We start from the raw sequence: 20,823 nt of genomic DNA on the forward strand, positions 1-20,823 counted from the left end.
ATCGGGCGCGTCGATGGGCGGCGGCTCGATCACGCCGCCCGGGATCGGCGTGGCCTTCAGCCGAGGCAGGGCCGCGGACATGAACGTGCGCCAGATCTCCGCCGGAGCGCCGCCGCCGGTGACGCGCTTCATCGGCGTGGCGTCGTCCTTGCCGGTCCATACCGCCGTGACGAAGCCGCCCGTATAGCCGACGAACCAGGCGTCCTTGTAATCGCTGGTGGTGCCGGTCTTGCCGGCGATGTCGTAGCCGGCGACCTTGGCGCGCGTGCCGGTGCCGGCGGCCACGACCTGGCGCATCATCTGGTTCATGTACTGCAGCGCCGGCGAGCCGATCACCGCCGAGCGGGCCTGCTTCTCGACGCCATGGTCGTACAGCACCTTGCCGCTGGCGGTGCGGATGCGCTCGATGCCGTAGCCCTTGGCCAGGAAGCCGCCGTTCGAGAACGGGGCGTAGGCCTGGGCCATCTCCATCGGCGAAACCTCGACCGCGCCCAGCGCCATCGACGGGTCCAGCTGAATCTTGCTGGTGATGCCCAGCCGCTTGGCGGTGTTGGCGACGTTGCTGGTGCCGACCTCGTTGGCCAGACGCGCGGCGACCGTGTTGATCGACTGGGCCAGGGCGGTCTGCAAGGTGATCTGGCCCAGATACTTGCCGGTGTAGTTCTTGGGCTCCCAGTTGCCGATCTTCACGGGCTCGTCGACGACCATCACATTGGGCGTGCGGCCGGCCTCCATGGCGGTCAGGTAGACGAACGGCTTGAAGGCCGAACCCGCCTGGCGACGGGCCGTGGTGGCGCGGTCGAACTGGCTCTCGGCGTAGTCGGCGCCGCCGACATAGGCGCGGATGCGACCCTCGCCGTCGATCGACACCAGCGCGGCTTGCTGGACACCCTGGGCCGCGTGGCCGTCGACGCCCAGCTTCACCGCGCGCTCGGCGGCGACCTGGATCGGCAGGTCCAAGGTGGTCTCGACCACCAGGTCCTCGGTCGGCTCGCCGACCAGCGAACGCACCTGGGCGTCGATATAGTCGGTGAAGTACTGGGCGCGCTGGTTGGCCAGGGTGGCCGAGACCTGCACCGGGGTCTTGAAGGCCTCGTCGCGCTCCTCCGGCGTGATCGCCTTGATGCGCACCATCTCGTCCAGGACGATGGTGGCGCGGCGGGCGGCGCGGTCCTTGGCGGCGACCGGCGAATAGCGCGCCGGGCCCTTCATCATGCCGGCCAGCAGGGCGGCCTCGCCCAGGGTCAGGTCCTTGGCGGGCTTGTTGAAATAGCGTTGCGAGGCCGCCTCGATGCCATAGGCGCCGGCCCCGAAATAGACCCGGTTCATGTAGAGGGCCAGGATCTGCTTCTTGGAGAACTTCATCTCCAGCCAGATGGCCAGGATCAGCTCCTGGGCCTTGCGGCGATAGTTCTGGGCCGGGCTCAGGAACAGGTTCCGCGCCAGCTGCTGGGTGATGGTCGAGCCGCCGCGCTGCGGGCCGTCATGCGTGGCGTTCCACGCCAGCGAACGCATGATGCCCCAGGGGTTGAAGCCGAAGTGGTGGTAGAACTGGCGGTCCTCGATCGCCACGAAGGCGGCCGGCACGTATTTGGGCAGGGCGTCGATGTCGACGGGCGGCGCGTACTGGCTGCCCCGCACGGCCAGCAGGGCGCCCGAACGGTCCAGATAGTTGATCGAGGGCTGGCGCTTGACGTCGTAGAGCTTGGACGTGTCGGGCAGGTCGCTGGCGAACACGGCGAAGAAGGCGACGCAGAAGATCAGCCCCCAAACGCCGACCACGGTCCCCCAATAGATCAGGGCCTGGAGCGGGGTGCGTTGCGGCTTCGCCGGCTTGTTCCCGCCGAAGGGTCCGTTCGCCATGGTCGTCCTGTTCCAAGAGGGCCCAAGAGGGCGCGCGCCCGCGCGCGCTTTCGCGCGTTCGGTTTAGCCGAACGCCACAGAACGCGCGATAAGATTGACGAGACGTGAACGAACCTTAAGGCGCGCTTGTGGCGCCCCGCGCGCCGCGCCAAGGCGCCGGTTGCGATCGAGCGCTCGGACGAGGGGGCGGCCATGACGCCCTTGGCCCCGCCGTTGGAGGCTGCCAAAAGGACCGTCGTGTACGTTCCTCCCGATTCTCCCCAGCTCGAACACGCGCGCGACGTCCTGCGGCGGACGTTCGGTCATGCCGATTTCCGGGGGATGCAGGCCGGGGTCATCAACGAGATCCTGGCCGGCCATAGCGCCATGGCCGTGCTGCCCACCGGCGGCGGCAAGAGCCTGTGCTACCAGATCCCGTCGCTGATCCGGCCGGGCGTGGGCCTGGTGGTCTCGCCGCTGATCGCGCTGATGGCCGACCAGGTCCAGGGCCTGCGCCAGGCCGGCGTGGCGGCCGAGCGGCTGGACAGCAACATCTCGCTGGACGAGCGCTCGGACATCTGGCGACGCATCGACGCCGGCGAGGTCGACATGCTGTACCTGTCGCCCGAAGGCCTGATGCAGCCTTGGATGCTGGAGCGTCTGTCGCGCACGCCGCTGGCGCTGATCGCCGTCGACGAGGCCCACTGCGTCAGCCAATGGGGCCACGATTTCCGACCCGAATACCGGATGCTGGGGCGGCTGGCCGAGCTCTTCCCCGATGTCCCGCGCCTGGCTGTCACGGCCACGGCCGACGCCCGCACCCGAGACGATATCCGGGCCGAGCTCCGCTTGCAGGGCGCGGCCGAGTTCGTCGACAGCTTCGCCCGGCCCGAGCTGGCGCTGTCCGCCGAGCGCAAGCGCGGCAAGGGCCACGACCGGGTGGTGGAACTGGTGCTGGAGCGGCCGGGACGGTCCGGCGTGATCTATGCCGGCTCGCGCGACGGAACCGAGAAGCTGGCCGAACGGCTCAACGCCGAGGGCGTGCCGGCCCTGGCCTATCACGCGGGTCTCGACAAGGCCGTCCGCGCGCGCCGGCTGGAGGACTTCCTGGAAGCCGACGCCGCGGTGATGGTGGCGACCATCGCGTTCGGCATGGGGGTCGACAAGCCCGACGTCCGCTACGTGATCCACGCCGATCCGCCCGCCGCCATCGAGGCCTATTGGCAGGAGGTCGGCCGGGCCGGCCGCGACGGCCAGCCCGCCGAGGGCATCACCCTCTACGGCTCGGCCGACATGGCCTGGGCGGGCCGCCGCATCGAGACGCGCGAGGCGCCCGACGAGGTCAAACAGGTCCAGGCGCGTAAGCTGCGCCAGTTCTATGCGATGCTGGAAGGGGTCACCTGTCGCGCCGCCGCCGTCCGTCGCTATTTCGGCGAGGAGGGCGTGGCCCGCTGCGGGGTCTGCGACGTCTGCGTCTCGCCGCCCGCGGCGGTCGACGCCACGGAGGCCGCCCAGAAGGCCCTGTCGGCGGCGCACCGCATGGGCGGCCGCTTCGGGCGCGGGCGGCTGATCGACCACCTGCTGGGCAAGACCAAGGACGTGACGCCCCAAGAGGCGCAGCTGCCGACCTTCGGCATCGGCCGCGAGCTCAGCCAGCCGGCCTGGCGCGACCTGTTCGACACCCTGATCTTCGAGGGCCTGCTGCGCGAGGATCCCAATGACGGCCGACCGCTGATCGGCCTGGGCGACATCGAGGGCGTGCGGCAGGTCTATCGCGGCGAGCGACGGGTGGCCCTGCGCCAGATGACCGACGCGCCCGAGACCGGCCGGGCCGGCGGCGGCGTCCGCAAGCGCCGCGAAGGCAAGGCTCTGACCATCCCCGCCGAAAACCAGCTGCTGTTCGAGGCGCTGCGCTCGTGGCGCAAGGAGCAGGCCCAGCTGCAGCACGTGCCGCCCTATGTCATCTTCCACGACGCCACCCTGGCCGAGATCGCCGCCGCCCGGCCGGCGACCCTGGCGGCGCTCGGCAAGGCCGGCGGTGTCGGCCAGGGCAAGCTGGATCGCTATGGCGAGGCGGTTTTGAAGGTTGTGCGGGAGAACTAAACCGCGCCGTGGGTGTTGGTAGAGGATCAAGCCGAGGAGCCTCCCCATGACCGACGTCAACCGCTTCACCCCCTCCGACGCGACGGCCGCCGCCGACACCGTCAAGACCGCGGCCGCCGAGAAGACCAAGCAGGCCAAGGAGGCCGTCGCCAAGGCCATGAAATCAGCGCGCGAGACCGCGACCGAAGTGGCCCAACAGACCCGCACCTTCGCGGCCGAGAAGGCCAAGGTCGGCGCGGCCTGGACCAACGAAAAGGCCAAGGTCGCCCACCACGCCGCCGAGGAGCACCCCGTGGGCCTGGCCCTCGGCGCCTTCGCCATCGGCCTGGGCGTGGGTTTCCTGATCGCGCGGAATCTGGACTAACCCGTCAGCATGGCCGTCCTCTCCCTTCCGACAGGCTCTGGGCGAGGACGACTTCAGACGCCACGGACTAAAGGCTTAGCCGCTCCGCGTTGACGCCCGCCGCCCGCAAGGCGGCGAGGCGGGCGAAGGCGAGCGTAAGGGCCTTGCGCCGGGCGGGGGCCAGGGGCGCCAGCGGCGCCTCGCGCACCACCGCGCCGCCGAAGCCGTCGGCGACGATCATCCCCGGCTCGTCCGGCAGGATTCCATCCGGAAAGCTGGGCGCGACGGCGAAGTAGAAGGCGTCGCAATAGGGTGCGTATTCGCCCCACTTGCGATCGACCCGGAAGTCTTCCAGCCCTGACTTCACCTCGACGATCAGCACGTCGCCCTTGGGCCCGAGCGCCATCAGATCGGCCCTCCGGCCATTCGGCAGGGTCACCTCGGCCAGCGGCGCATAGCCCAGATCGACCAGAAGCCGCGCCGCGCCCCGCGTGACGGTCAGGGTGGTCTCGGGGCGGGAAGCCTGGGCCTGTATGTCGATGATCACGTCCACGGCCGCGATCGTGTTCTATCTTTGTTCAGCGAGCAAGCCGGAAATAGAGTTAAATAACCGCCCAAGAGGCTAGCCTGTTTGACCACAACCAGTCAGCGACCTAGCTCCGTGAACGAGAGGCGGGGAACTGGCGTGGGCAAGCATTCGATGACGGCGGTGGCCCTTGCGCTCTCTCTCGGAGCGATCGTTTCCGGCATGGTCCAGGCGCAGCCGGCCGAACCGGCGAACACGATCATCTACGGTGTTCCCAAGCCGGCGCCGCTCGTCGCCCAGTGGTCGAGCGGCAATGTGCTAGGCGGAGGGCTGATCAGCGGCCTGATGGCCCTCTCCGACGGTAAGGCGCTGGCCGAGAAGCATAACGTCGTCGATCCGGCCGCCGCGATGGCGCCGATTCTGGCCGCTCGATTGGCCGCCCGCGCCGGATATGCGCTGAGCGATAGCCAGATTGCGCCCACCCCCAAGACCAAGGACTCGGTAGCGCTGCTGGCCAGCAAGGGCCGCTACGCCGTCGGCGTCGGCACCGTCCAGCGTCGTGTTATCTGGTACCCGACGAACTGGACCCACTACAGCATCATCTATTGGGCCCGCTTCTACGTGCTAGACACCAGGGCTAGCCGGATCGTTGTGCAGGACCTGTGCAAATGGACCTCGCCACGCGAAGGAGCGCCGTCGCGCGACGAACTGATGGCTGACGACGCCAAGCGGCTGAAGGCGGCCTTCGCGGACGGCCAGGCCGCTTGTCTCGCCCGCTTCGAGGGTGTCGTCGACACAGTGGCTCTAGATCCGCCGCCAAGTGGGCCTGCCTTCGCTTCGGCGCCGATGGCGTTAGCGACGCAGCCCCTCCCGACTGCCGAGATCCTGGCTCCTCCGCCGCGTGTCGACATGGCCGCCATCGCCGCGACAGGAGCCACCGCGATGTCGCCGTCGAGCCCGCCGGCCGAAGCGCGCGAGCAGGTCGACGCCCGCGCTGCTGAGCCGCCGTTCCCACCCGTTGGGATCATAGAGGCCTCGCCATTGCGTCCGGCCGTCGTGCCGCCCTATGCGCCGCCCACCGCCCCGCCAATCATCGACAGTGGGCCGCCGTCGGCGCGCGTCGAGTACCGCGTCGCCGGTCGCGACGAGAACGGCTACCTGGTCTGGCCGGGCAAGCGCCCCTAGAGCGTGATAGCCGAAAGTGTGAGCGGTTTCGGCGGCTATCACGCTCTAAATATTTGTTTCTATAGCCTTTTATCCGCTTCAAATGATTCAATTTGAAGCGGACAGGCCCTAAGGCGCCGGCTGTTTCGTCGGCCGCAGCATCCCGACGTCGTAGCCCAGCGCCTTGGCGCGCGCCGTCAGCGCCGCGCGGTCGGCGTCGGTCGGGAGCTTGCGCGACAGCAGCCACAGATAGCGGCCCGAGCCTTCGCCGACGATCGACCAGTCGTAGTCGTCGCCATGGTCCAGCACCCAGTAGTCGCCATAGAACGGGCCGAAGAAGCTGACCTTCAGCTTGGCGTTGGTCGCCGCGTCGACGACCTTGGCCTTGCCTTCGCTGGTCTTGATCGGTCCGTCGACCGCGCCCTGGCGGCAGGTGTTCAGCACGCGGATCAGGCCGTCCGGACGCTTGGAATATTCGGCGGTGACGCCCTCGCAGCCCTTCTCGAACCGCATGTCGTAGCGGGCGACCTCGTACCACTTGCCCAGATAGCGATCGAGCGTCACGGCCTTGGCCGGCTGGGGCGGACTGGGATTGCCGACCGGCCCGGCGACACAGGCGCCGAGGCTAAAGGCGACGCCAACCATGGCGAGGACGAACTTCATGCGGCGGGCTCCGGAAACTCCAGCTTGTCATAGCCCAGGGCCTTGACCCGGGCCAGGGCGGCGGCCTTGGCGGCCGGCGGCATCACGGGCTGGCGCGACAGCAGCCACACATAGTGGCCGCCCGGCGTGGCCATCACCCCCCACGAGTGGTCAGGCGCGCAGTCCAGCACCCAGTATTCCTGCTTCTTCAACCCGCCCAGGAAGTCCATCGTGAAGCGCGTGTTGCGGCTGCCCTCGATGATCCGCCCCTTGGTGGTGAACACCTTTTCCGGACCCGAGGGCGCGCCATGGTGGCAGACCTGGCGGACCTTGAAGCGGGCCCCTTCGGCCACGAAGTCCGTGGTCGGCGCCTGGCAATCGCGCTGCCCGAAGTTCGGCGTGCGGGCGATCTCGTACCAGCGGCCGGAATAGAACTCGGGCGAAACCGCCCTGGCGGGCGGCGGCGCGCCGGCGAAGGCCCCGCCGGCCACGACCGAAACCGACAGAGAGAGAGCGAAGGACAGGCCAAGACGCATGGGCGAACCTCCAGGGCAGGTTCGCCCAAACGCGAGCGGGCCGCTGGCCGTTCCCTATTCGGCGGCGATGCCGACCGCGGAAACCGGGCGGTTCTTGAAGTTGATCGCTTGCAGGTGGCGGATGCCCTCCTCGGCGATGTCGTCTCCGACCATCCGTTCGCCTTCGCCCTTCAGTTCCTCGAGGTCGACATACATGGCGTAGAACGCCTTGGTGCGGTCGGTGATGATGCCGGCGTTGAGCAGCGTCTTGACCAGCACCCGGAAGATGTTGGTCTGCTCTTTCATGTTTTCCCGACGCACGTCGTCGGTCATGATCTTTCCGTACTCCTCGACCACCTTGTCGGGATCCAGGCCGAACTCGGCGTAGAGGTCCAGCTGCTGGTGCGGCGAGACCAGGTTGAACAGCAGGGTCTGGAAGCAGTGCGCCGCCCAGTCCTCGATGATCGCGTGCTCCTCGGGCGACAGCTTGGGCACCGTGCGGTCGGCCCAGATTTTCCCGAACTTGTGGTGGAAGGCCTCGTCGGTCATCACCAGCTGCAAGAGCTTCTTGCCGGTCGGGTCGTTGATCTTGTTGAAGAAGGTGGCGAAGGCGCCCATGGCCAGGCCTTCGACCAGCATCTGCATCCCGATGATCTTCTTGTAGACCTCGGGCGCGCCGATGATCTCGACGAGCAGGGCCTTCAGGGCCGGGCCGCACTCGACCGGCTTGCCCCAGCGAGCCTTGATGTACTTGGCGAAGGCCGTGACGTGGCGGGCCTCTTCACGCGTCTGGTTGGCGGCGTATTCCTGCGCGCCCTGGTCCTTGAGGACGTGGCAGAGGCTGGCCGACAGGTTCAGCGCGCCTTGCTCGCCATGCAGGATCGACGAGAAGTTCCGCAGCACCGACTGATTGATGAAGCGGATACGCTGCTTGGGATCGGACAGGTGGTTGGAGACGTAGTCGGTCGACAGGGCGATGACCATGTCCTCGGGAACCAGGGCCTGGTTCTCCATGTCGAACGGTTCGTCGAAATCGATATAGGCCTTGTCCAGCGGATCCCAGAAGTGGTCGTGGGTCGCGGAAATGATCTTGTCGAACGCGGTCGAGCGGTTGTTGTAGCGATCCAGTTCGAGCATCGACTCGAAGTCGTCCGGCGCCACCGCGTCGTACATGGCGTCCTTGGTGATGTTCTTGTCCGTCATGGCGGCGCTCCCTATCGGCCGGTAGACATCATGAGATCGCCGGGCCGTCTTGCGCGGTCCGTCGGCGATCTGAACACTGTCAACTCAACCCTTGACGTGGGTCAAATTAAAAATGACGGCGGCGTCACTTTCGTCGTGGGGCGCGTGGGGCATCGTCCCGCGCGCGCCGATATCGCCGACGCTTCGCACGGCCGAACCGTTGATCAGGAGGCGGAATGAAAATCTTCGTGCTGACGGGCGCCGGGGTGTCGGCCGAGAGCGGCCTGGGCACTTTTCGCGACAAGGACGGCGTGTGGACCAAGTACGACCTCGAGACGGTCGCCACGCCGGAGGGCTTCGCGCGGAATCCGGCCTTGGTGCGGGACTTCTACAACGCTCGGCGCGCCAACCTGATGGACGCCGCGCCGAACGCCGCACATTTCGCCCTCGCGCGGCTGGAGGCCGAACTGGCGGCGCGCGGCGACGAACTCTGGCTATGCACCCAGAACGTCGATGACCTGCACGAGAAGGCCGGTTCCCGCCGCCTCGTCCACATGCATGGCGAGTTGGCGGTGACGCGCTGCCACCATTGCCAGGCGACGTGTCCGGACACGGGCGCGCTGACCGCCGAGGCTGTCTGCGGGGCTTGCGGACGCGCGGGCGGGGCCCGGCCCCATGTCGTCTGGTTCGGCGAAATGCCGCTCCATATGGACGAGATCGAGGACGCCCTGGCCGAGGCCGACCTTTTCGTCTCGATCGGCACCTCGGGCTCGGTCTACCCGGCCGCCGGGTTCGTGACCCAGGCCCGCGCGATGGGCATCCAGACATGCGAGATCAATCTGGAGCCCTCGGCCAACGCCTATGTCTTCGACGAGAAGCGCTATGGCCCGGCCAGCCGGATCGTGCCCGCCTGGGTCGCGACGATCCTTGGGGAGCCTTCCTGATGCTCGCCGGTAGAACCTGTCCGATCCGAGGGGACGCCAACCAGATCGGAAAAATAAGACTCTAGGAGGGTGAGCCGCCGGACCAGTCCTCGCGCATGGCGTCCTTGATCCGGCGCGCGATGTCGTCGGGCGGCAGGTTGTAGGGAATCACGGTGCGGAAACGCCCCTTGGGATCGACGAGATAGATCGCCGTCGAGTGGTCCATGGTGTAGCCCGGTCCATCGCCGACCTTGGCGTAATAGACCTTATAGGCCTTGGCCGCGACGGCGACCTGCTCCTGGGTCCCGGTGAGGCCCAGGGTCGATTTCGGCACATAGGGCGCGGACAGATAGGCCTTCATCTGCTGGACGGTGTCGCGGGCCGGATCGATCGAGATGAAGACAATCTGGAAGTCCTTGGCGCGCGATCCCAGCTGGTCATTGGCCGCCGACAGGCCCTGCAGCGTGCCCGGGCAAACATCGGGACAGTAGGTGAAGCCGAAGAACACCGCGCTCCACTTGCCCTTCAGCGCCTTTTCCGTGGTCGGGACACCGTTCTGATCGACAAGCTGGAACGGACCGCCCACGGCCGCGGCGGGTTCTGACCGGAACACGCCGGCGCGCATCGCCAGCCCCGCCACCACGCCAAACGCGGCCAGACAGATCAGGATCAGGACAAGACGGTGACGAGGCATGTGCGTTTTGGTCCCTTTGCGCCCGCCCGTTTTACGCTCGCCATGCGCGCGTTTCTGGACAATGGTGCGACATGGCCGACGTATCGTTCGCGAGAGCGCCCGACGATCCACGTCAGAAGGGGCTCGATAAGCCGGGAGACGAACCGGCGCAAGACGACGCCTGGTCCTGGACCGCTCCGGGGCTTCGTCGCGGTCGTTTGAGGGTTCGCACCCTGCTGGCCCAGCGCTGGGTCGCGGTCGTGGGCCAGACCATCATGCTCCTGATCAGCGGCCTGCTGCTGAAGCTTCAGATCCCGTGGGCGCTGTGCTTCACCCTGGTCGCCCTGTCGGCCTGGCTGAACGTACTGCTGGGCCTGGCCTCCAGCGGCCAGCGCCTGGCGCGGGAGGGCGAGGCGACCGCTCAGATCGCCTTCGACATCCTGCAGCTTTCCGGCCTGGTTTACCTGACCGGCGGGGCCGACAACCCGTTCGCCCTGCTGCTGATCGCGCCGGTCACCCTGGCCGCGGCGACGCTGCCGGCGCGCTACGCGATCGGCCTCGGCCTGCTCGCTATCGCCGCTTCGGTGTTGCTGGCCTTTTTTCACATGCCGCTGCCCACGTTGGAAGGTCGCCCCCTGCCCTTCGCGCCCAATCCGATGATGCTTTGGGTGATCGTCTCGGCGCGGGTGATCGGCATCGTGCTGACCGGCGCCTATGCCTGGCAGGCGGCCAGCGAATCGGCCCGGATGGAGCTGGCCCTGAACGTGACCGAGACCGTGCTGGCGCGCGAGCAGCGCCTGTCGGCCCTGGGCGCCTTGGCCGCCGCCGCCGCCCACGAGCTGGGGACCCCGCTCGCCACCATCTCGGTCGTGGCCCGCGAAATGGCCCGTAACGCCGCCAGCGAGGAAATCCGCGAGGACGCCGAACTGCTGATCGGCCAGGCCGCCCGCTGCCGCGAGATCCTGCAGCGCCTGACCGAAATGCCCGAGGCGACCGACGCCGTGCATGAGCGCATGAGCCTGGTGCAGCTGGTGCAGGACGTGATCGAGCCCCATCTGGTGCACGGCATCCGCGTGGAGGCCGTGGTCAATGGGCCGTCCGGCGAGACCGCCCCCGATGTCTGGCGGCGTCCGGAGATCATTCACGCCATGACCTCGATCGTCGAGAACGCCGTGGATTTCGCGCGCGGCGAGGTGCTGGTCATCGCCCGCTTCGATCCGCGCCACGTGGTCATCGAGGTGCGCGACGACGGTCCGGGCTTCTCGCCGGAGGTCCTGGCCAAGCTGGGCGAGCCCTATGTCACGACCCGACCCGGGGCGGAGGGCTCGCGCACCGGGCATATCGGCATGGGTCTGGGCTTCTTCATCGCCAAGACCTTGCTGGAGCGCACCGGCGCCGCGGTGGATTTTCGCAACGGTCGGCGCGGGGGCGCCGTGGTTTCCGCGCGCTGGCCCCGGCCAGCGCTCGAGGCCCCTGGCTATACTGGGGCTTGAGTTATCAGACGGATACGTGAAATTTAGAGTTCGTTATTTAGCCTGTTAAAGTATTGGCCCGGGGAGGGGCTGACTTCATGGCGGATATCGGTGAGTTGGTTTCGGCGCTGCCGGACAAGACGCTGTTGCTTCTGGACGATGACGGTCCCCTGCGGACCCGGCTGGGCCGCGCTCTGGAACAGCGCGGCTTCGAGGTGACGCTGGCCGCCTCCGTCGCCGAGGCCTTGACGATCCTACGCGGCCAGGCCCCGGCTCACGCCGTGCTGGACATGCGCCTCGAGGACGGCTCGGGCCTGAAGGTCGTCGAGGCCGTGCGCGACGCGCGGCCCGACGCCAAGGTGATCATGCTGACCGGCTACGGCAACATCGCCACCGCCGTGGCGGCGGTGAAGGCCGGGGTGGTCGACTACCTTTCCAAGCCCGCCGACGCCGACGACGTGGCCCGCGCCCTGCTGGCCGCCAAGGACGCCGCCCCCGCGCCGCCGGAAAACCCGATGAGCGCCGACCGCGTCCGTTGGGAGCATATCCAGCGTGTCTACGAGATGTGCGGCCACAATGTCTCGGAAACCGCGCGCCGGCTGAACATGCACCGCCGCACCCTGCAACGGATCCTGGCCAAGCGCGCGCCGCGGTAGGTTCGGTCAAGGTCCTCCCCCGCGGCGCGGGGGAGGATCATTCAGGTCACATCGCCGAAATGCCGCCGTCGACCTTGATCTCGGCGCCGGTCATGAACTTGCTCTCGTCGCTGGCGAGATAGAGCACGGCGTTGGCGATGTCGTTCGGCTCGCCGATCCGACCCATCGGCACCTGGCGCGCCAGCTTGGCGAAGGCCTCTTCCTTGCCGAAGCGGGCCGAGAAGCCGTCCAGGATCGGGGTGTCGATGAAGGTCGGGTGGATGGAGTTCGAGCGGATGTCGAGCTTCATCTTGGCGCAGTACAGCGCGATGTTCTTGCTCAGCAGCCAGACCGCCGCCTTGGAGGCGTTGTAGGCGGGCGAGTTGCCGTTGGCGATCAGGCCAGCGATCGAGGAGAGGTTGATGATCGAGCCGGGCTGATGGGCCCGCATGTGGGTCAGGGCGTGCTTGGCGCCCAGGAAGACCGAGTCGACATTGACCGACATCACCTTCTTCCAGAGGCCGAAGTCGAGGCTCTCGATCGGGCCGTCGCCGCCGATGCCGGCGTTGTTGACCAGCACCGACAGCCCGCCCATGTCGCTGGCGGCCTTTTCCAGCACCTCGATCCACTGGTCTTCCTGGGTCACGTCCAGCTGGTAGGCGAAGGCCGTGCCCGCGCCGTGAGCGGCGTTGATCTCGGCCGCCACCGCTTGCGCGCCGGCCAGGTTGAGGTCGGCCAGGGCGACCTTGGCGCCCTCCTTGGCCAGCATTCGTCCCGCCGCCGCGCCCAGGCCTTGGGCCCCGCCGGTGATGAAGGCCTTCTTGCCGGCGACCCGGCCCGTGCTCTGCGCCATGCGGCGTCCTCCCGGTTATAATTCAAACAGCAGTTTGAATTCTTCAGGCCGCGCTGTCCATGAACTTCGCGAGCCGGACGTCCAGTTCCGTCACCCCATCGGCGTCGTGCGTGGTCAGCAGCACCTCGACGCGGTTGTAGACGTTTGACCACTCTGGATGGTGGTCGAGCTTGTCGGCCATCAGAGCCACGCGGGTCATGAAGCCGAAGGCGGCGTTGAAATCCGCGAACCGGAACGTCTTGGCGATGGCGTCCGGGTGGTTGGACGCGATGCTCCAGCCGTCGAGCTGGGCGATCGCGGCGGCGGCGCCGATCTTGGGACGGGACATGCTTCCTCCTGGGGCGTTTCCGCCCTCAGAACGACAATCCCGTCGCCCTGGCAAGATCGTCGAGCAACTGCCGCTCGCCCGACACCTTGATGGCGGTCATGCCGAGCGCCGCCGCCGGCTTGCAGTTGATGCCAAGGTCGTCGAGATAGACACAGGCTTCCGGCGCGACGCCCAGAAGCTCGCACATCATCTGGTAGATGCGCGGGTCGGGCTTGCGGACCCCGGCCTTGGAGCTTTCGATCACCGCGTCGAACAGCGCCATGATCTCGCCGACCAGCAAGGCCTTCTCGGCGCTCTGAGCCATGCCGGGGCCATGCCCGGTCGGCACGTTGTTGGTGATGCAGCCCACCTTGAACCGCGCCTTGCAGGCCTTCAGCGCGTCCATCACCCGGGGCCTCAGGTCGCCGTGCAGCAGCGGCAGCACCTCGGCGCCGCGCACCGGGTGGCCCAGGCGAGAGGATTCCTCCAGGAACAGGCCGTCGAAGGCGCCGGCGTCGATCTCGGCCCGTTCGAAACGGGCCCAGGCGTTGGTGTCCGGATCGGTGGCGTTGACGCGTCGGATGAAGTCCGTGGGCAGACCCCGCTCGGTCTCGTAGCGCCGGAAGGCCTCGAACGGCGAGGTCGTGAACACTCCGCCGAAATCCCAGATCACCGCCTCGATCGCCATGGCCGCCCCTCGAACGCTTGTTTGAGGCGACGCTACCCGGGCGACGGCGGCAGGGAAAGCGCCAAGTCCGCGAGATCTTGCGCCCTCGTTCGCGCGAGGGGTGAAAATCCGCTCGCGCGCCGCCCGGAAATGTTTTGTTAATAAACGACCGGAGTCGCCCATGTCCCTGTTCCGCCTGATCGTCGCCTTCGTGCTCGCCGCCAACCTGGCGGGCGCCGCGCCAGCCTTGGCCGGAGACCAAGGCCTGTACGGCGGTCCAGTGATCTCGCGTCCCGGTCTGCCGTTTGATCCGGAGCCGCTGCCGGCCAATACCGGACCGGGCGATTGCGTCATGCGCCGGGTCATCGGTCCGGACGGCGCCTATCGCTGGGACCGCGCCGCCTGCGACGATGCTCGGGACTACGCGGAACGCGGCTGGAGCGACCTGGATCAGTGGGGCTACGGCCGCGCGCCCGTGACGGTGGAGGCGCGTGGGGCGCCGTCCGCCGCCTATGCCTGCGACCGCTGCGCCCCGGCGCCGGCCTATGCCTGCGCGCCGTGCAACGCGACCGTCCCCGCTGTCTATGACGACCGGCGGGTGGAGGACGCATCCTACTCTCGCGCTCAAGGCTACGCGAGCGCGCAAGGCTATGCCTATGCGCGCGGCGATTTCGGGGCGGAGGGCGACCGTTACGGTCCCTACGCCCGCTATGCCTACAATACCGTCTACACCGTCTCCGGCCGCGACGAGGCTGGCTACCTGGTGTGGCCCGGCAAGAGACCCTAACCCACTCGGGGTGGCGCCACCCTTGCGCCGGCTTCGCTCACGCGAGCCAAAATGGGACTGGGGGAAAATTCATCATGCGCTCACCGAGCAGACCATTCTTCAAGGCCTATGAACTCATGGCCATCATCGCCTTCTTCGTGGCGGCGGCGGCGATCGGCAGCATGGGCCTAGTCTACTAAAGCACGTCAGGGTTCGGCGCGGGTGGGACGCGTCGGAGGGAACAGGATCGGCGGCCTCGCGCGTTGTGAGGGATCGACCGGAGCCACGATCCTGACCGCCGCTGACGTCCTTCGCCGCCCCGAGCCGCCGCGGACTCCGTTCCGGGGCGTGTCGCGCCGCGCCTTGATCGGCATCGGCGCGGCCCTGGCCTTGGTCGGCGCGATCGTCGCCTTCCTGGTGCTTTTCGACTGGAACCTGCTGCGCGGCCCGATCGGCCGCTACGCGTCGGCGCGCCTGGGGCGCGAGGTGGCGATCACGGGCGATCTGCGCGTGCATCCCTGGTCGTTCTCGCCGCGCGTCGAGGCCAACGGCGTCCTGGTCGGCCAGCCGGCCTGGGCCAAGGCCCTCGACCCGGACACGGCGCCGATGGCCAGGATCGGGCGCGTGGCGCTGCGGATCAAGCTCCCGCCGCTTCTGCGCGGGCGGACCATCCTGCCGTATCTGATCGTCGACCAGCCGGATGTGCGCCTGCTGCGCGCCAAGGACGGCCAAGCCAACTGGACCTTCGGCGCGACCAAACGCGGCCAGACGCCGGTGAAACTGCCGGCGATCCAGCGCTTCGTGATCAACGATGGGCGGCTGCGCGTCGACGACCGCCAGCGCCGCGTCCTGTTCGTCGGCTCGGTCAGCGCCCAGGAGCGAGCCGGCGAGCACGGCGGCCGCTTCGTTCTGGAAGGGCGCGGTCGGTTGAACGACGCCGTCTTCCTGGCCGAGGTGAAGGGCGGGCCGCTGCTGAACATCACGCCCGACCATCCCTATCCGTTCGACGCCGATATTCGCGCGGGCTCGACCCGCGTCCTGGCCCAGGGCGACATCACCAAACCGTTCGACCTTGGGCGGTTCGACGCGCGGCTGAGCCTGTCTGGCGCGGATCTCAATCGCCTGCACGATCTGACCGGTCTGACCCTGCCCAACACCCCGCCCTATCAGCTCTCCGGCCGCCTGACCCGCGCCGGAAACCGCTATGCGTTCGAGAAGCTGACCGGTCGCGTGGGCGACAGCGATATCGCCGGCGACCTTGTCGTGCTGACGGGCGGCGAGCGACCCTATCTCGAGGCGACCCTGCGTTCGCGGCGCCTGGACTTCGACGATCTGGGCAGCCTGGTCGGCGCCGCGCCCGCCACCGGCCGCGGCGAGACCGCTTCGGCTGGGCAAAGGATCGAGGCCGCTCGGCGAGACGCGATCCGGCGCCTTCTGCCCGACGCGACCCTGCAGGTCGACCGTGTCCGCGCCATGGACGCCAAGGTCAGCTATCGAGCCGAGACCGTGAACGCCCCCAACCTGCCGCTGCGCAAGGTCAGCCTGGAAGTGAACCTGAATAAGGGCGTGCTGACGCTCGATCCCATCGCCTTCACCTTCTCGCGCGGCGATTTGAAGGGAAGAGCGCGGCTGGACGCGCGCCCGGCCGTGCCCAGAACCGACCTCGACGTGCGTCTGACCAATGCGCGCCTCGAGGATTTCATCCCGATCATGAGCGACGGGCGGCCGGTGATCGAGGGGCCGGTCATGGCTCGCGTCCGGCTGTCGGGCGAGGGGAACAGCGTTCATCGCGCGGCGGCGGCGGCGGACGGCTCCATAACCCTCGTCGCGCCGCGCGGCCAGATCCGCCAGGCCTTCGCCGAACTCTTGGGCGTCAACGCCTCCAAGGGCCTGATCCTGCTGCTGTCCAAGAGCGACAAGCAAACGCCGGTGCGTTGCGCCGTCGCCGATTTCGATGTTCGGAACGGGGTCATGACGGCCGACCACCTGGTGGCCGACACCGGGGTTGTCCTGGCGCGCGGACGGGGAACCCTGAACCTGGGAACCGAGACGATGGATCTGCGCATCGAGGGCGACAGCAAGAAGCCGCGTCTGGTGCGCCTTTTCGTTCCGATCACGATCCGGGGCCCGTTCATGGCCCCGAGGGTCGGATTGGAGCCTGGCAAGGCCGTCGGTCAAGGCGGCGCCGCCGCCGCCCTAGGCTCCCTGGTCAATCCTCTGGCCGCCCTGCTCCCGTTCGTCACGACCGGCGAAGCCAAGGACGCCGACTGCGCCGGCCTGGTCGACGACGCCCGTCGGCAAGGCGCCCCGGTGAAGGCGTCCCGGTGAAGGCGTCCCGGTGAAGGCGTCCCGGTGAAGGCGTCCAAAACGACGCCCTGATCGCGCCGAAACGCAAGCAAATACTCCAGGGCTCCGGATTCGCGCGGCCGCCCCGTCGCCTCCTCGACACCTTCAGCGGGCGGTCGCGTGAAGCGACGAAGCCGAGCACGACATGCCCGTGCTGACGCGCGACTATCCGCCTCAAGTTCTGGCGATCTATCTGGCGGACGCCGCCCAGACGCGACGCGAACTCAAGGCGTGGCGGCGCGAGATCCTGGTGACCCCGCGCGCCTGAGCATGCGCCCTACTCCGCCGCCGCCACGAACTCGGCCCGGACCGAGCCCATCGGCTTCAGATCGAGGTCCTGAAACAGGCGGCTGTCCTCGTCCATGTCGGGCAGCGGGGTGGTCAGCAGCTTGCCGCCGACGAAGATCGAGTTGGCGCCGGCCATGAAGCACAGGGCCTGCAACTCGCGGCTCATGCCCTCGCGGCCGGCCGACAGGCGGACCATCGACTTCGGGCAGACGATCCGGGCCACGGCGATGGTGCGGACGAACTCGATCGCGTCGATCTGCTTCGAGCCATCGGCCAGGACCTTGTCGCCCAGCGGGGTACCGCTGACCGGGACCAGGCCGTTGATCGGCAGGCTGTCGGGATGGGCCGGCAGGGTGGCCAGCTGATGCAGCAGGCCGGCCCGGTCGCGGCGCGTCTCGCCCATGCCGACGATGCCGCCGCAGCAGGTGCTCATGCCCGCGTCGCGGACGTGGGCCAAGGTGTCGAGCCGCTCCTGGTAGGTGCGGGTGGTGACCACGTCCTTGTAGTAATCGGGGCCGGTGTCGAGGTTATGGTTGTAGTAGTCGAGACCGGCCGCCTTCAGGGCCTTGGCCTGATCAGCCGTCAACATGCCCAGGGTGGCGCAGGTTTCCAGGCCCAGCGCCTTCACCTCGCCGATCATCTCGGTGAGCTTGGGCAGGTCTCGGTCCTTCAGCTCGCGCCAGGCCGCGCCCATGCAGAAGCGCTGGGCGCCGCCGTCGCGCGCGGCCTTGGCCTTGGCAACGACGTCCTCGGCGGCCATCAGCTTCTCGGCCTTCAGCCCGGTCTTGAAATGGGCGCTCTGGCTGCAATAGCCGCAGTTCTCTGCGCAGCCGCCGGTCTTGACCGACAGCAATTGCGACAGCTGAATCTCCGAGGGATCGAACGTGGCGCGATGGACGGTGGCGGCGCGGTAAACCAGTTCCATGAACGGCAGGTCGAACAGGGCCTCGACCTCGGGAAGGGTCCAATCGTGGCGGGGCGCGAGCCCGGAAGCGTTGATCTCACTCATGGCGCGCACGTTTGAACCGGAGCATCGCGCTTGGCAAGACGTCGCTTGGCCGTGTAGCGCTAGACGACCCGCCGGGTTTACGGGAGTTTGTCAGGCCATGGATCGCGAGATCGAGCTGAAATTCCTGATCCCGCCCGAGGCGGCGGGCGAGGCCCTGGCCCTGTTGAAGGGCGAAGGCGCGGTGCGCCAGCTGGACGCCACCTATTACGATACGCCCGGCCACGCGCTGCGCCGCGCCGGCTTTGGCCTGCGGGTGCGCGACGGCGAGGGCGGCCGGAAACAGACCTTGAAATCGGCGTCGGCCGGCGGCGTGTTTTCGCGCGGCGAATGGGAAACGCCGATCAGCGGCCCCGCGCCCGATCGCGACGCCCTGGCCCTGACCCCGGCGGCCGGGATGCTGAACGGAGAGCCGCTGCATCCGGTCTTCACCACCCGGATCGAACGCACAGTTCGTCTGGTGCGGATCGGCGAAACCGAGATCGAGGCCGCGCTCGACCGTGGCGAACTTCATGCCGGAAGCCTCAGGGCGGCGGTCTGCGAATTGGAACTTGAACTGAAGGCGGGCCAGCCGGCGGCGCTTTTCGACCTCGGACGCCAGCTGTCCCAGCGGGTGCCGCTGCGGCTTTCCCTCAGCAGCAAGGCCGAGCGCGGCTATGGTCTCGCCTTGGGGGACCGCGCCGCCCCGCCGCGCCGCCAATCGGCGGGCCTAACGCCGCACGCCAGCGTCGGCGAGGCGCTGCAGGCGCTGGGACGGGTCGACCTCGCGCACCTCTGCGCGGCCCTGGAGGCGCTGAGGGACCATCCCGATCCCGAGGATCTGCACCAGGCGCGCGTGGCGGCCCGCCGACTGCGGGCGCTGCTGAAGATCTTCAAGCCCCTGGCCCAGGACGAAGCGGCCCAACGGCTGGACGGGGCCCTCGACTGGCTCGCGGCCGAGTTCGATACGGCCCGCGATCTGGACGTCTTCGCCGGCGAGGTCTGGGAGAAGGCGGCGTCCGGAGCGGCCTTCGGCGGGCGTGACGCGTTCGAACGCGCCCTTAAGGCCGCCCGCGCCAACGCCTATCTGAAGATGGAGGCGGCGGTGGCCAGTCCGCGCGCGCGCGACGTTCTCCTGGAGACCGCCGCCTGGCTGGAAGCCGGCGCCTGGACCACCGATCCGGCGCTGAGGAAGGTCCGCGAAGGCCGCGCCGTCGCCTTCGCCGGGAAGGCGCTTGAGCGACGCCTGCGGCAGTTGGCGACCCGGGCCCAGGACTTCGACGACCTGGACGCCCACGGCCGCCATCGCCTGCGCCTGAAGGGCAAGATCCTGCGTTACGCGGCGGAGGACCTCTCGCCGCTGTTTCCCGAGCACCCCAAGCGCGCGCGGCGTTTCGTCGAGGCCGCTCGGGCGGTGCAGGACGCGCTGGGCGCGCTGAACGATCGCGCCGTTCGTCGCGACCTGATCCGGCAGGTCACTCCCGACGAAGCCCTGGCCCATGCGGCCGAACGGGTGACGGTGGACGACGATGAGCCGGAGTTGCTGAGCGCCGCCCGCGCCGCCTTGAGCGACCTCGTCTCGGCCAAGCGGTTCTGGAGCTGAAGCGATGGCAAGCGCCCTCCAAAGGTCCATCAACGGACTTCAGCGATGGAGGCCCGAGCGCGCGGGGGCCCGATTAGCCGCATGAACGCGACCGTCAACAGCATCGACCAGATCGTCACCCTGCGAATCGAATTGCTGGACACCGATCCCCTGATCTGGCGGCAGGTCGAGGTTCCGACGTCGATCACGCTGAAGGTTCTGCACGATGTCGTCCAAGCCGCCATGGGCTGGTGGGACCAGCACCTGTGGGCGTTTCGCCAGGGCGATCGAACCTATGGCCCAGCGATCTTAAGAGAAGACGGAGGCCCGACGCCGGTTCTGAAGGCCGAGACGGTGCGTTTGCGCGACATCGTTGATCCCGGAGAGACCGTCCTCGACTATATTTATGACTTCGGCGACAACTGGGAGCATCGGCTTACGTTCACCGAGGTCCGCCAGGGCGACCCGAACGTCGAGTACCCGCGCTACGTCGCGGGAAAGCGGGCGGCTCCGCCGGAGGATTGCGGAGGCATTCCGGGCTTCTATGGCGGGCTCGAGGTCCTGGCGGATCGCGAACACCCGGACCATGCCGACGTCGCGGACTGGTTTGGCGACTATGATCCGGAGTCCATGGACCAATTCGTCATCGAGATCGCTCTGAACCGCATCGCTCGTCGCCGGAACGCCGCCAAGGCGACCGCGGCGCGAAAGGCAAGGTCTTGATTTGGCGGCTAAGCATCCGCTCGGCGAGGATCTCGGGACGTAAGCTGGCGAGATCCCCGTTCGTCATCCGGCCGCGGCCCAAGTGCGGAGCGGCCCTCGTTGCGAGGTCTCGCGGGGGCGCCCGCAGCGATGTGGCGCCGGCGCACGCCGCTGTCATGGGGCCAGGCCAGAATGACGTTGGAGGCGGCTGATATCAGGGCACGTCACGGGCCGAATGGTTGCGCGACCTAAGATTGCATATTGACGCACAAAAAAGCCCACCATCTGGTGGGCGATCGATATGGCT

At 68.1% G+C, this 20,823-nt stretch carries 22 protein-coding genes; 12 read left to right on the top strand and 10 right to left on the bottom strand.

The annotated features are described in order from the left end of the window. Positions 1–1,863, bottom strand: a 1,863-nt coding sequence (locus FCU40_RS17530; RefSeq protein WP_168076656.1) for a penicillin-binding protein 1A, incomplete at its 3' end; no start/stop codon positions are given. A 237-nt stretch (positions 1,864–2,100) separates the two neighbouring features. Here FCU40_RS17530 and recQ point away from each other — a divergent pair. Then, positions 2,101–3,945 (top strand): DNA helicase RecQ, encoded by a 1,845-nt coding sequence (gene recQ, locus FCU40_RS17535; protein WP_168076658.1) that lies wholly within the window; start codon positions 2,101–2,103, stop codon positions 3,943–3,945. Positions 3,946–3,991: 46 nt separating this feature from the next. Then, positions 3,992–4,309, top strand: a complete 318-nt coding sequence (locus tag FCU40_RS17540; protein WP_168076660.1) for a hypothetical protein — start codon at positions 3,992–3,994, stop codon at positions 4,307–4,309. A gap of 67 nt (positions 4,310–4,376) precedes the next feature. Here the strand turns inward: FCU40_RS17540 and mmcB are convergent, their stop codons facing one another. Further along, a complete protein-coding gene (gene mmcB, locus FCU40_RS17545) occupies positions 4,377–4,841 on the bottom strand; it encodes a DNA repair putative endonuclease MmcB (protein ID WP_168076662.1) in 465 nt (154 codons plus the stop codon). A 132-nt stretch (positions 4,842–4,973) separates the two neighbouring features. Here mmcB and FCU40_RS17550 point away from each other — a divergent pair, with 132 nt between their 5' ends. After that, on the top strand, positions 4,974–5,999 hold the full coding sequence (locus FCU40_RS17550; RefSeq protein ID WP_168076664.1) for a hypothetical protein: 1,026 nt from the start codon (positions 4,974–4,976) through the stop codon (positions 5,997–5,999). Between the two features lie 108 nt (positions 6,000–6,107). Here the strand turns inward: FCU40_RS17550 and FCU40_RS17555 are convergent, their stop codons facing one another. Genes FCU40_RS17555 through FCU40_RS17565 form a run of 3 tightly spaced genes read right to left on the bottom strand, consistent with a single transcriptional unit; the run spans position 6,108 to position 8,338 of the window. Further along, positions 6,108–6,641 (bottom strand): lipocalin family protein, encoded by a 534-nt coding sequence (locus FCU40_RS17555; protein ID WP_004624434.1) that lies wholly within the window; start codon positions 6,639–6,641, stop codon positions 6,108–6,110. Continuing rightward, positions 6,638–7,156: a lipocalin family protein gene (locus FCU40_RS17560; RefSeq protein ID WP_168076666.1), complete on the bottom strand. Its 519-nt coding sequence runs from the start codon at positions 7,154–7,156 to the stop codon at positions 6,638–6,640. The genes FCU40_RS17555 and FCU40_RS17560 overlap by 4 nt, the downstream gene beginning before the upstream one ends. A 54-nt stretch (positions 7,157–7,210) precedes the next feature. Beyond that, positions 7,211–8,338, bottom strand: a complete 1,128-nt coding sequence (locus FCU40_RS17565; protein ID WP_004624437.1) for a ferritin-like domain-containing protein — start codon at positions 8,336–8,338, stop codon at positions 7,211–7,213. Positions 8,339–8,553: 215 nt separating this feature from the next. Between FCU40_RS17565 and FCU40_RS17570 the strand changes: the two genes are divergently transcribed. Continuing rightward, positions 8,554–9,261: an NAD-dependent deacylase gene (locus FCU40_RS17570; RefSeq protein WP_168076668.1), complete on the top strand. Its 708-nt coding sequence runs from the start codon at positions 8,554–8,556 to the stop codon at positions 9,259–9,261. A gap of 61 nt (positions 9,262–9,322) precedes the next feature. On the opposite strand, the gene FCU40_RS17575 is transcribed toward FCU40_RS17570, so the two are convergent. Next, entirely contained in the window at positions 9,323–9,934 is a 612-nt protein-coding gene (locus tag FCU40_RS17575) for an SCO family protein (protein ID WP_168076670.1), read from the bottom strand. A 71-nt stretch (positions 9,935–10,005) separates the two neighbouring features. On the opposite strand from FCU40_RS17575, the gene FCU40_RS17580 reads away from it, so the two are divergent. After that, on the top strand, positions 10,006–11,406 hold the full coding sequence (locus FCU40_RS17580; protein WP_004624443.1) for an ActS/PrrB/RegB family redox-sensitive histidine kinase: 1,401 nt from the start codon (positions 10,006–10,008) through the stop codon (positions 11,404–11,406). A 77-nt stretch (positions 11,407–11,483) separates the two neighbouring features. Next, entirely contained in the window at positions 11,484–12,041 is a 558-nt protein-coding gene (gene spdR, locus FCU40_RS17585; protein WP_004624445.1) for a stationary phase response regulator transcription factor SpdR, read from the top strand. 46 nt (positions 12,042–12,087) lie between these two features. On the opposite strand, the gene FCU40_RS17590 is transcribed toward spdR, so the two are convergent. Genes FCU40_RS17590 through FCU40_RS17600 form a run of 3 tightly spaced genes read right to left on the bottom strand, consistent with a single transcriptional unit; the run spans position 12,088 to position 13,868 of the window. Further along, complete coding sequence (locus tag FCU40_RS17590) at positions 12,088–12,873, bottom strand: SDR family oxidoreductase (protein WP_004624446.1); 786 nt, start codon at positions 12,871–12,873, stop codon at positions 12,088–12,090. Positions 12,874–12,916: 43 nt separating this feature from the next. After that, complete coding sequence (locus FCU40_RS17595) at positions 12,917–13,201, bottom strand: 4a-hydroxytetrahydrobiopterin dehydratase (RefSeq protein WP_168076672.1); 285 nt, start codon at positions 13,199–13,201, stop codon at positions 12,917–12,919. A gap of 25 nt (positions 13,202–13,226) precedes the next feature. Further along, positions 13,227–13,868, bottom strand: coding sequence for an HAD-IA family hydrolase (locus tag FCU40_RS17600; RefSeq protein ID WP_168076673.1), 642 nt, complete (start codon positions 13,866–13,868; stop codon positions 13,227–13,229). A gap of 160 nt (positions 13,869–14,028) precedes the next feature. Here FCU40_RS17600 and FCU40_RS17605 point away from each other — a divergent pair, with 160 nt between their 5' ends. The 4 genes from FCU40_RS17605 to FCU40_RS23545 all read left to right on the top strand — a co-directional run bounded on the left by FCU40_RS17605 (position 14,029) and on the right by FCU40_RS23545 (position 17,227). Next, entirely contained in the window at positions 14,029–14,634 is a 606-nt protein-coding gene (locus FCU40_RS17605; RefSeq protein WP_168076674.1) for a hypothetical protein, read from the top strand. 74 nt (positions 14,635–14,708) lie between these two features. Then, positions 14,709–14,813 (top strand): hypothetical protein, encoded by a 105-nt coding sequence (locus FCU40_RS23380; protein WP_004624454.1) that lies wholly within the window; start codon positions 14,709–14,711, stop codon positions 14,811–14,813. 148 nt (positions 14,814–14,961) lie between these two features. Further along, complete coding sequence (locus tag FCU40_RS17610; protein ID WP_241693636.1) at positions 14,962–16,941, top strand: AsmA family protein; 1,980 nt, start codon at positions 14,962–14,964, stop codon at positions 16,939–16,941. Between the two features lie 163 nt (positions 16,942–17,104). After that, positions 17,105–17,227, top strand: a complete 123-nt coding sequence (locus tag FCU40_RS23545; RefSeq protein WP_275052059.1) for a hypothetical protein — start codon at positions 17,105–17,107, stop codon at positions 17,225–17,227. 9 nt (positions 17,228–17,236) lie between these two features. Here the strand turns inward: FCU40_RS23545 and bioB are convergent, their stop codons facing one another. Next, positions 17,237–18,256, bottom strand: coding sequence for a biotin synthase BioB (gene bioB / locus FCU40_RS17615; protein ID WP_168076676.1), 1,020 nt, complete (start codon positions 18,254–18,256; stop codon positions 17,237–17,239). Positions 18,257–18,353: 97 nt separating this feature from the next. Between bioB and FCU40_RS17620 the strand changes: the two genes are divergently transcribed. Both FCU40_RS17620 and FCU40_RS17625 read left to right on the top strand, forming a co-directional pair. Continuing rightward, entirely contained in the window at positions 18,354–19,835 is a 1,482-nt protein-coding gene (locus FCU40_RS17620) for a CHAD domain-containing protein (protein ID WP_168076677.1), read from the top strand. 81 nt (positions 19,836–19,916) lie between these two features. Beyond that, the gene (locus FCU40_RS17625; RefSeq protein WP_168076678.1) at positions 19,917–20,537 is read left to right on the top strand and encodes a plasmid pRiA4b ORF-3 family protein; all 621 of its coding nucleotides are present in this window, start codon (positions 19,917–19,919) and stop codon (positions 20,535–20,537) included. Positions 20,538–20,823 lie beyond the last annotated feature (286 nt).

It is taken from the genome of Caulobacter sp. SSI4214, assembly GCF_012184455.1.
GTDB lineage: Bacteria > Pseudomonadota > Alphaproteobacteria > Caulobacterales > Caulobacteraceae > Caulobacter > Caulobacter vibrioides_E.

Bases quoted from the DNA above. Each gene is read 5' to 3' on its own strand.
- FCU40_RS17540 (WP_168076660.1), top strand. From the start codon at position 3,992: ATGACCGACGTCAACCGCTTCACCCCCTCCGACGCGACGGCCGCCGCC.
- FCU40_RS17555 (WP_004624434.1), bottom strand. From the start codon at position 6,641: ATGAAGTTCGTCCTCGCCATGGTTGGCGTCGCCTTTAGCCTCGGCGCC.
- FCU40_RS17560 (WP_168076666.1), bottom strand. From the start codon at position 7,156: ATGCGTCTTGGCCTGTCCTTCGCTCTCTCTCTGTCGGTTTCGGTCGTG.
- FCU40_RS17565 (WP_004624437.1), bottom strand. From the start codon at position 8,338: ATGACGGACAAGAACATCACCAAGGACGCCATGTACGACGCGGTGGCG.
- FCU40_RS17570 (WP_168076668.1), top strand. From the start codon at position 8,554: ATGAAAATCTTCGTGCTGACGGGCGCCGGGGTGTCGGCCGAGAGCGGC.
- FCU40_RS17575 (WP_168076670.1), bottom strand. From the start codon at position 9,934: ATGCCTCGTCACCGTCTTGTCCTGATCCTGATCTGTCTGGCCGCGTTT.
- FCU40_RS17580 (WP_004624443.1), top strand. From the start codon at position 10,006: ATGGCCGACGTATCGTTCGCGAGAGCGCCCGACGATCCACGTCAGAAG.
- spdR (WP_004624445.1), top strand. From the start codon at position 11,484: ATGGCGGATATCGGTGAGTTGGTTTCGGCGCTGCCGGACAAGACGCTG.
- FCU40_RS17590 (WP_004624446.1), bottom strand. From the start codon at position 12,873: ATGGCGCAGAGCACGGGCCGGGTCGCCGGCAAGAAGGCCTTCATCACC.
- FCU40_RS17595 (WP_168076672.1), bottom strand. From the start codon at position 13,201: ATGTCCCGTCCCAAGATCGGCGCCGCCGCCGCGATCGCCCAGCTCGAC.
- FCU40_RS17600 (WP_168076673.1), bottom strand. From the start codon at position 13,868: ATGGCGATCGAGGCGGTGATCTGGGATTTCGGCGGAGTGTTCACGACC.
- FCU40_RS17605 (WP_168076674.1), top strand. From the start codon at position 14,029: ATGTCCCTGTTCCGCCTGATCGTCGCCTTCGTGCTCGCCGCCAACCTG.
- FCU40_RS23380 (WP_004624454.1), top strand. From the start codon at position 14,709: ATGCGCTCACCGAGCAGACCATTCTTCAAGGCCTATGAACTCATGGCC.
- FCU40_RS23545 (WP_275052059.1), top strand. From the start codon at position 17,105: ATGCCCGTGCTGACGCGCGACTATCCGCCTCAAGTTCTGGCGATCTAT.
- bioB (WP_168076676.1), bottom strand. From the start codon at position 18,256: ATGAGTGAGATCAACGCTTCCGGGCTCGCGCCCCGCCACGATTGGACC.
- FCU40_RS17620 (WP_168076677.1), top strand. From the start codon at position 18,354: ATGGATCGCGAGATCGAGCTGAAATTCCTGATCCCGCCCGAGGCGGCG.
- FCU40_RS17625 (WP_168076678.1), top strand. From the start codon at position 19,917: ATGAACGCGACCGTCAACAGCATCGACCAGATCGTCACCCTGCGAATC.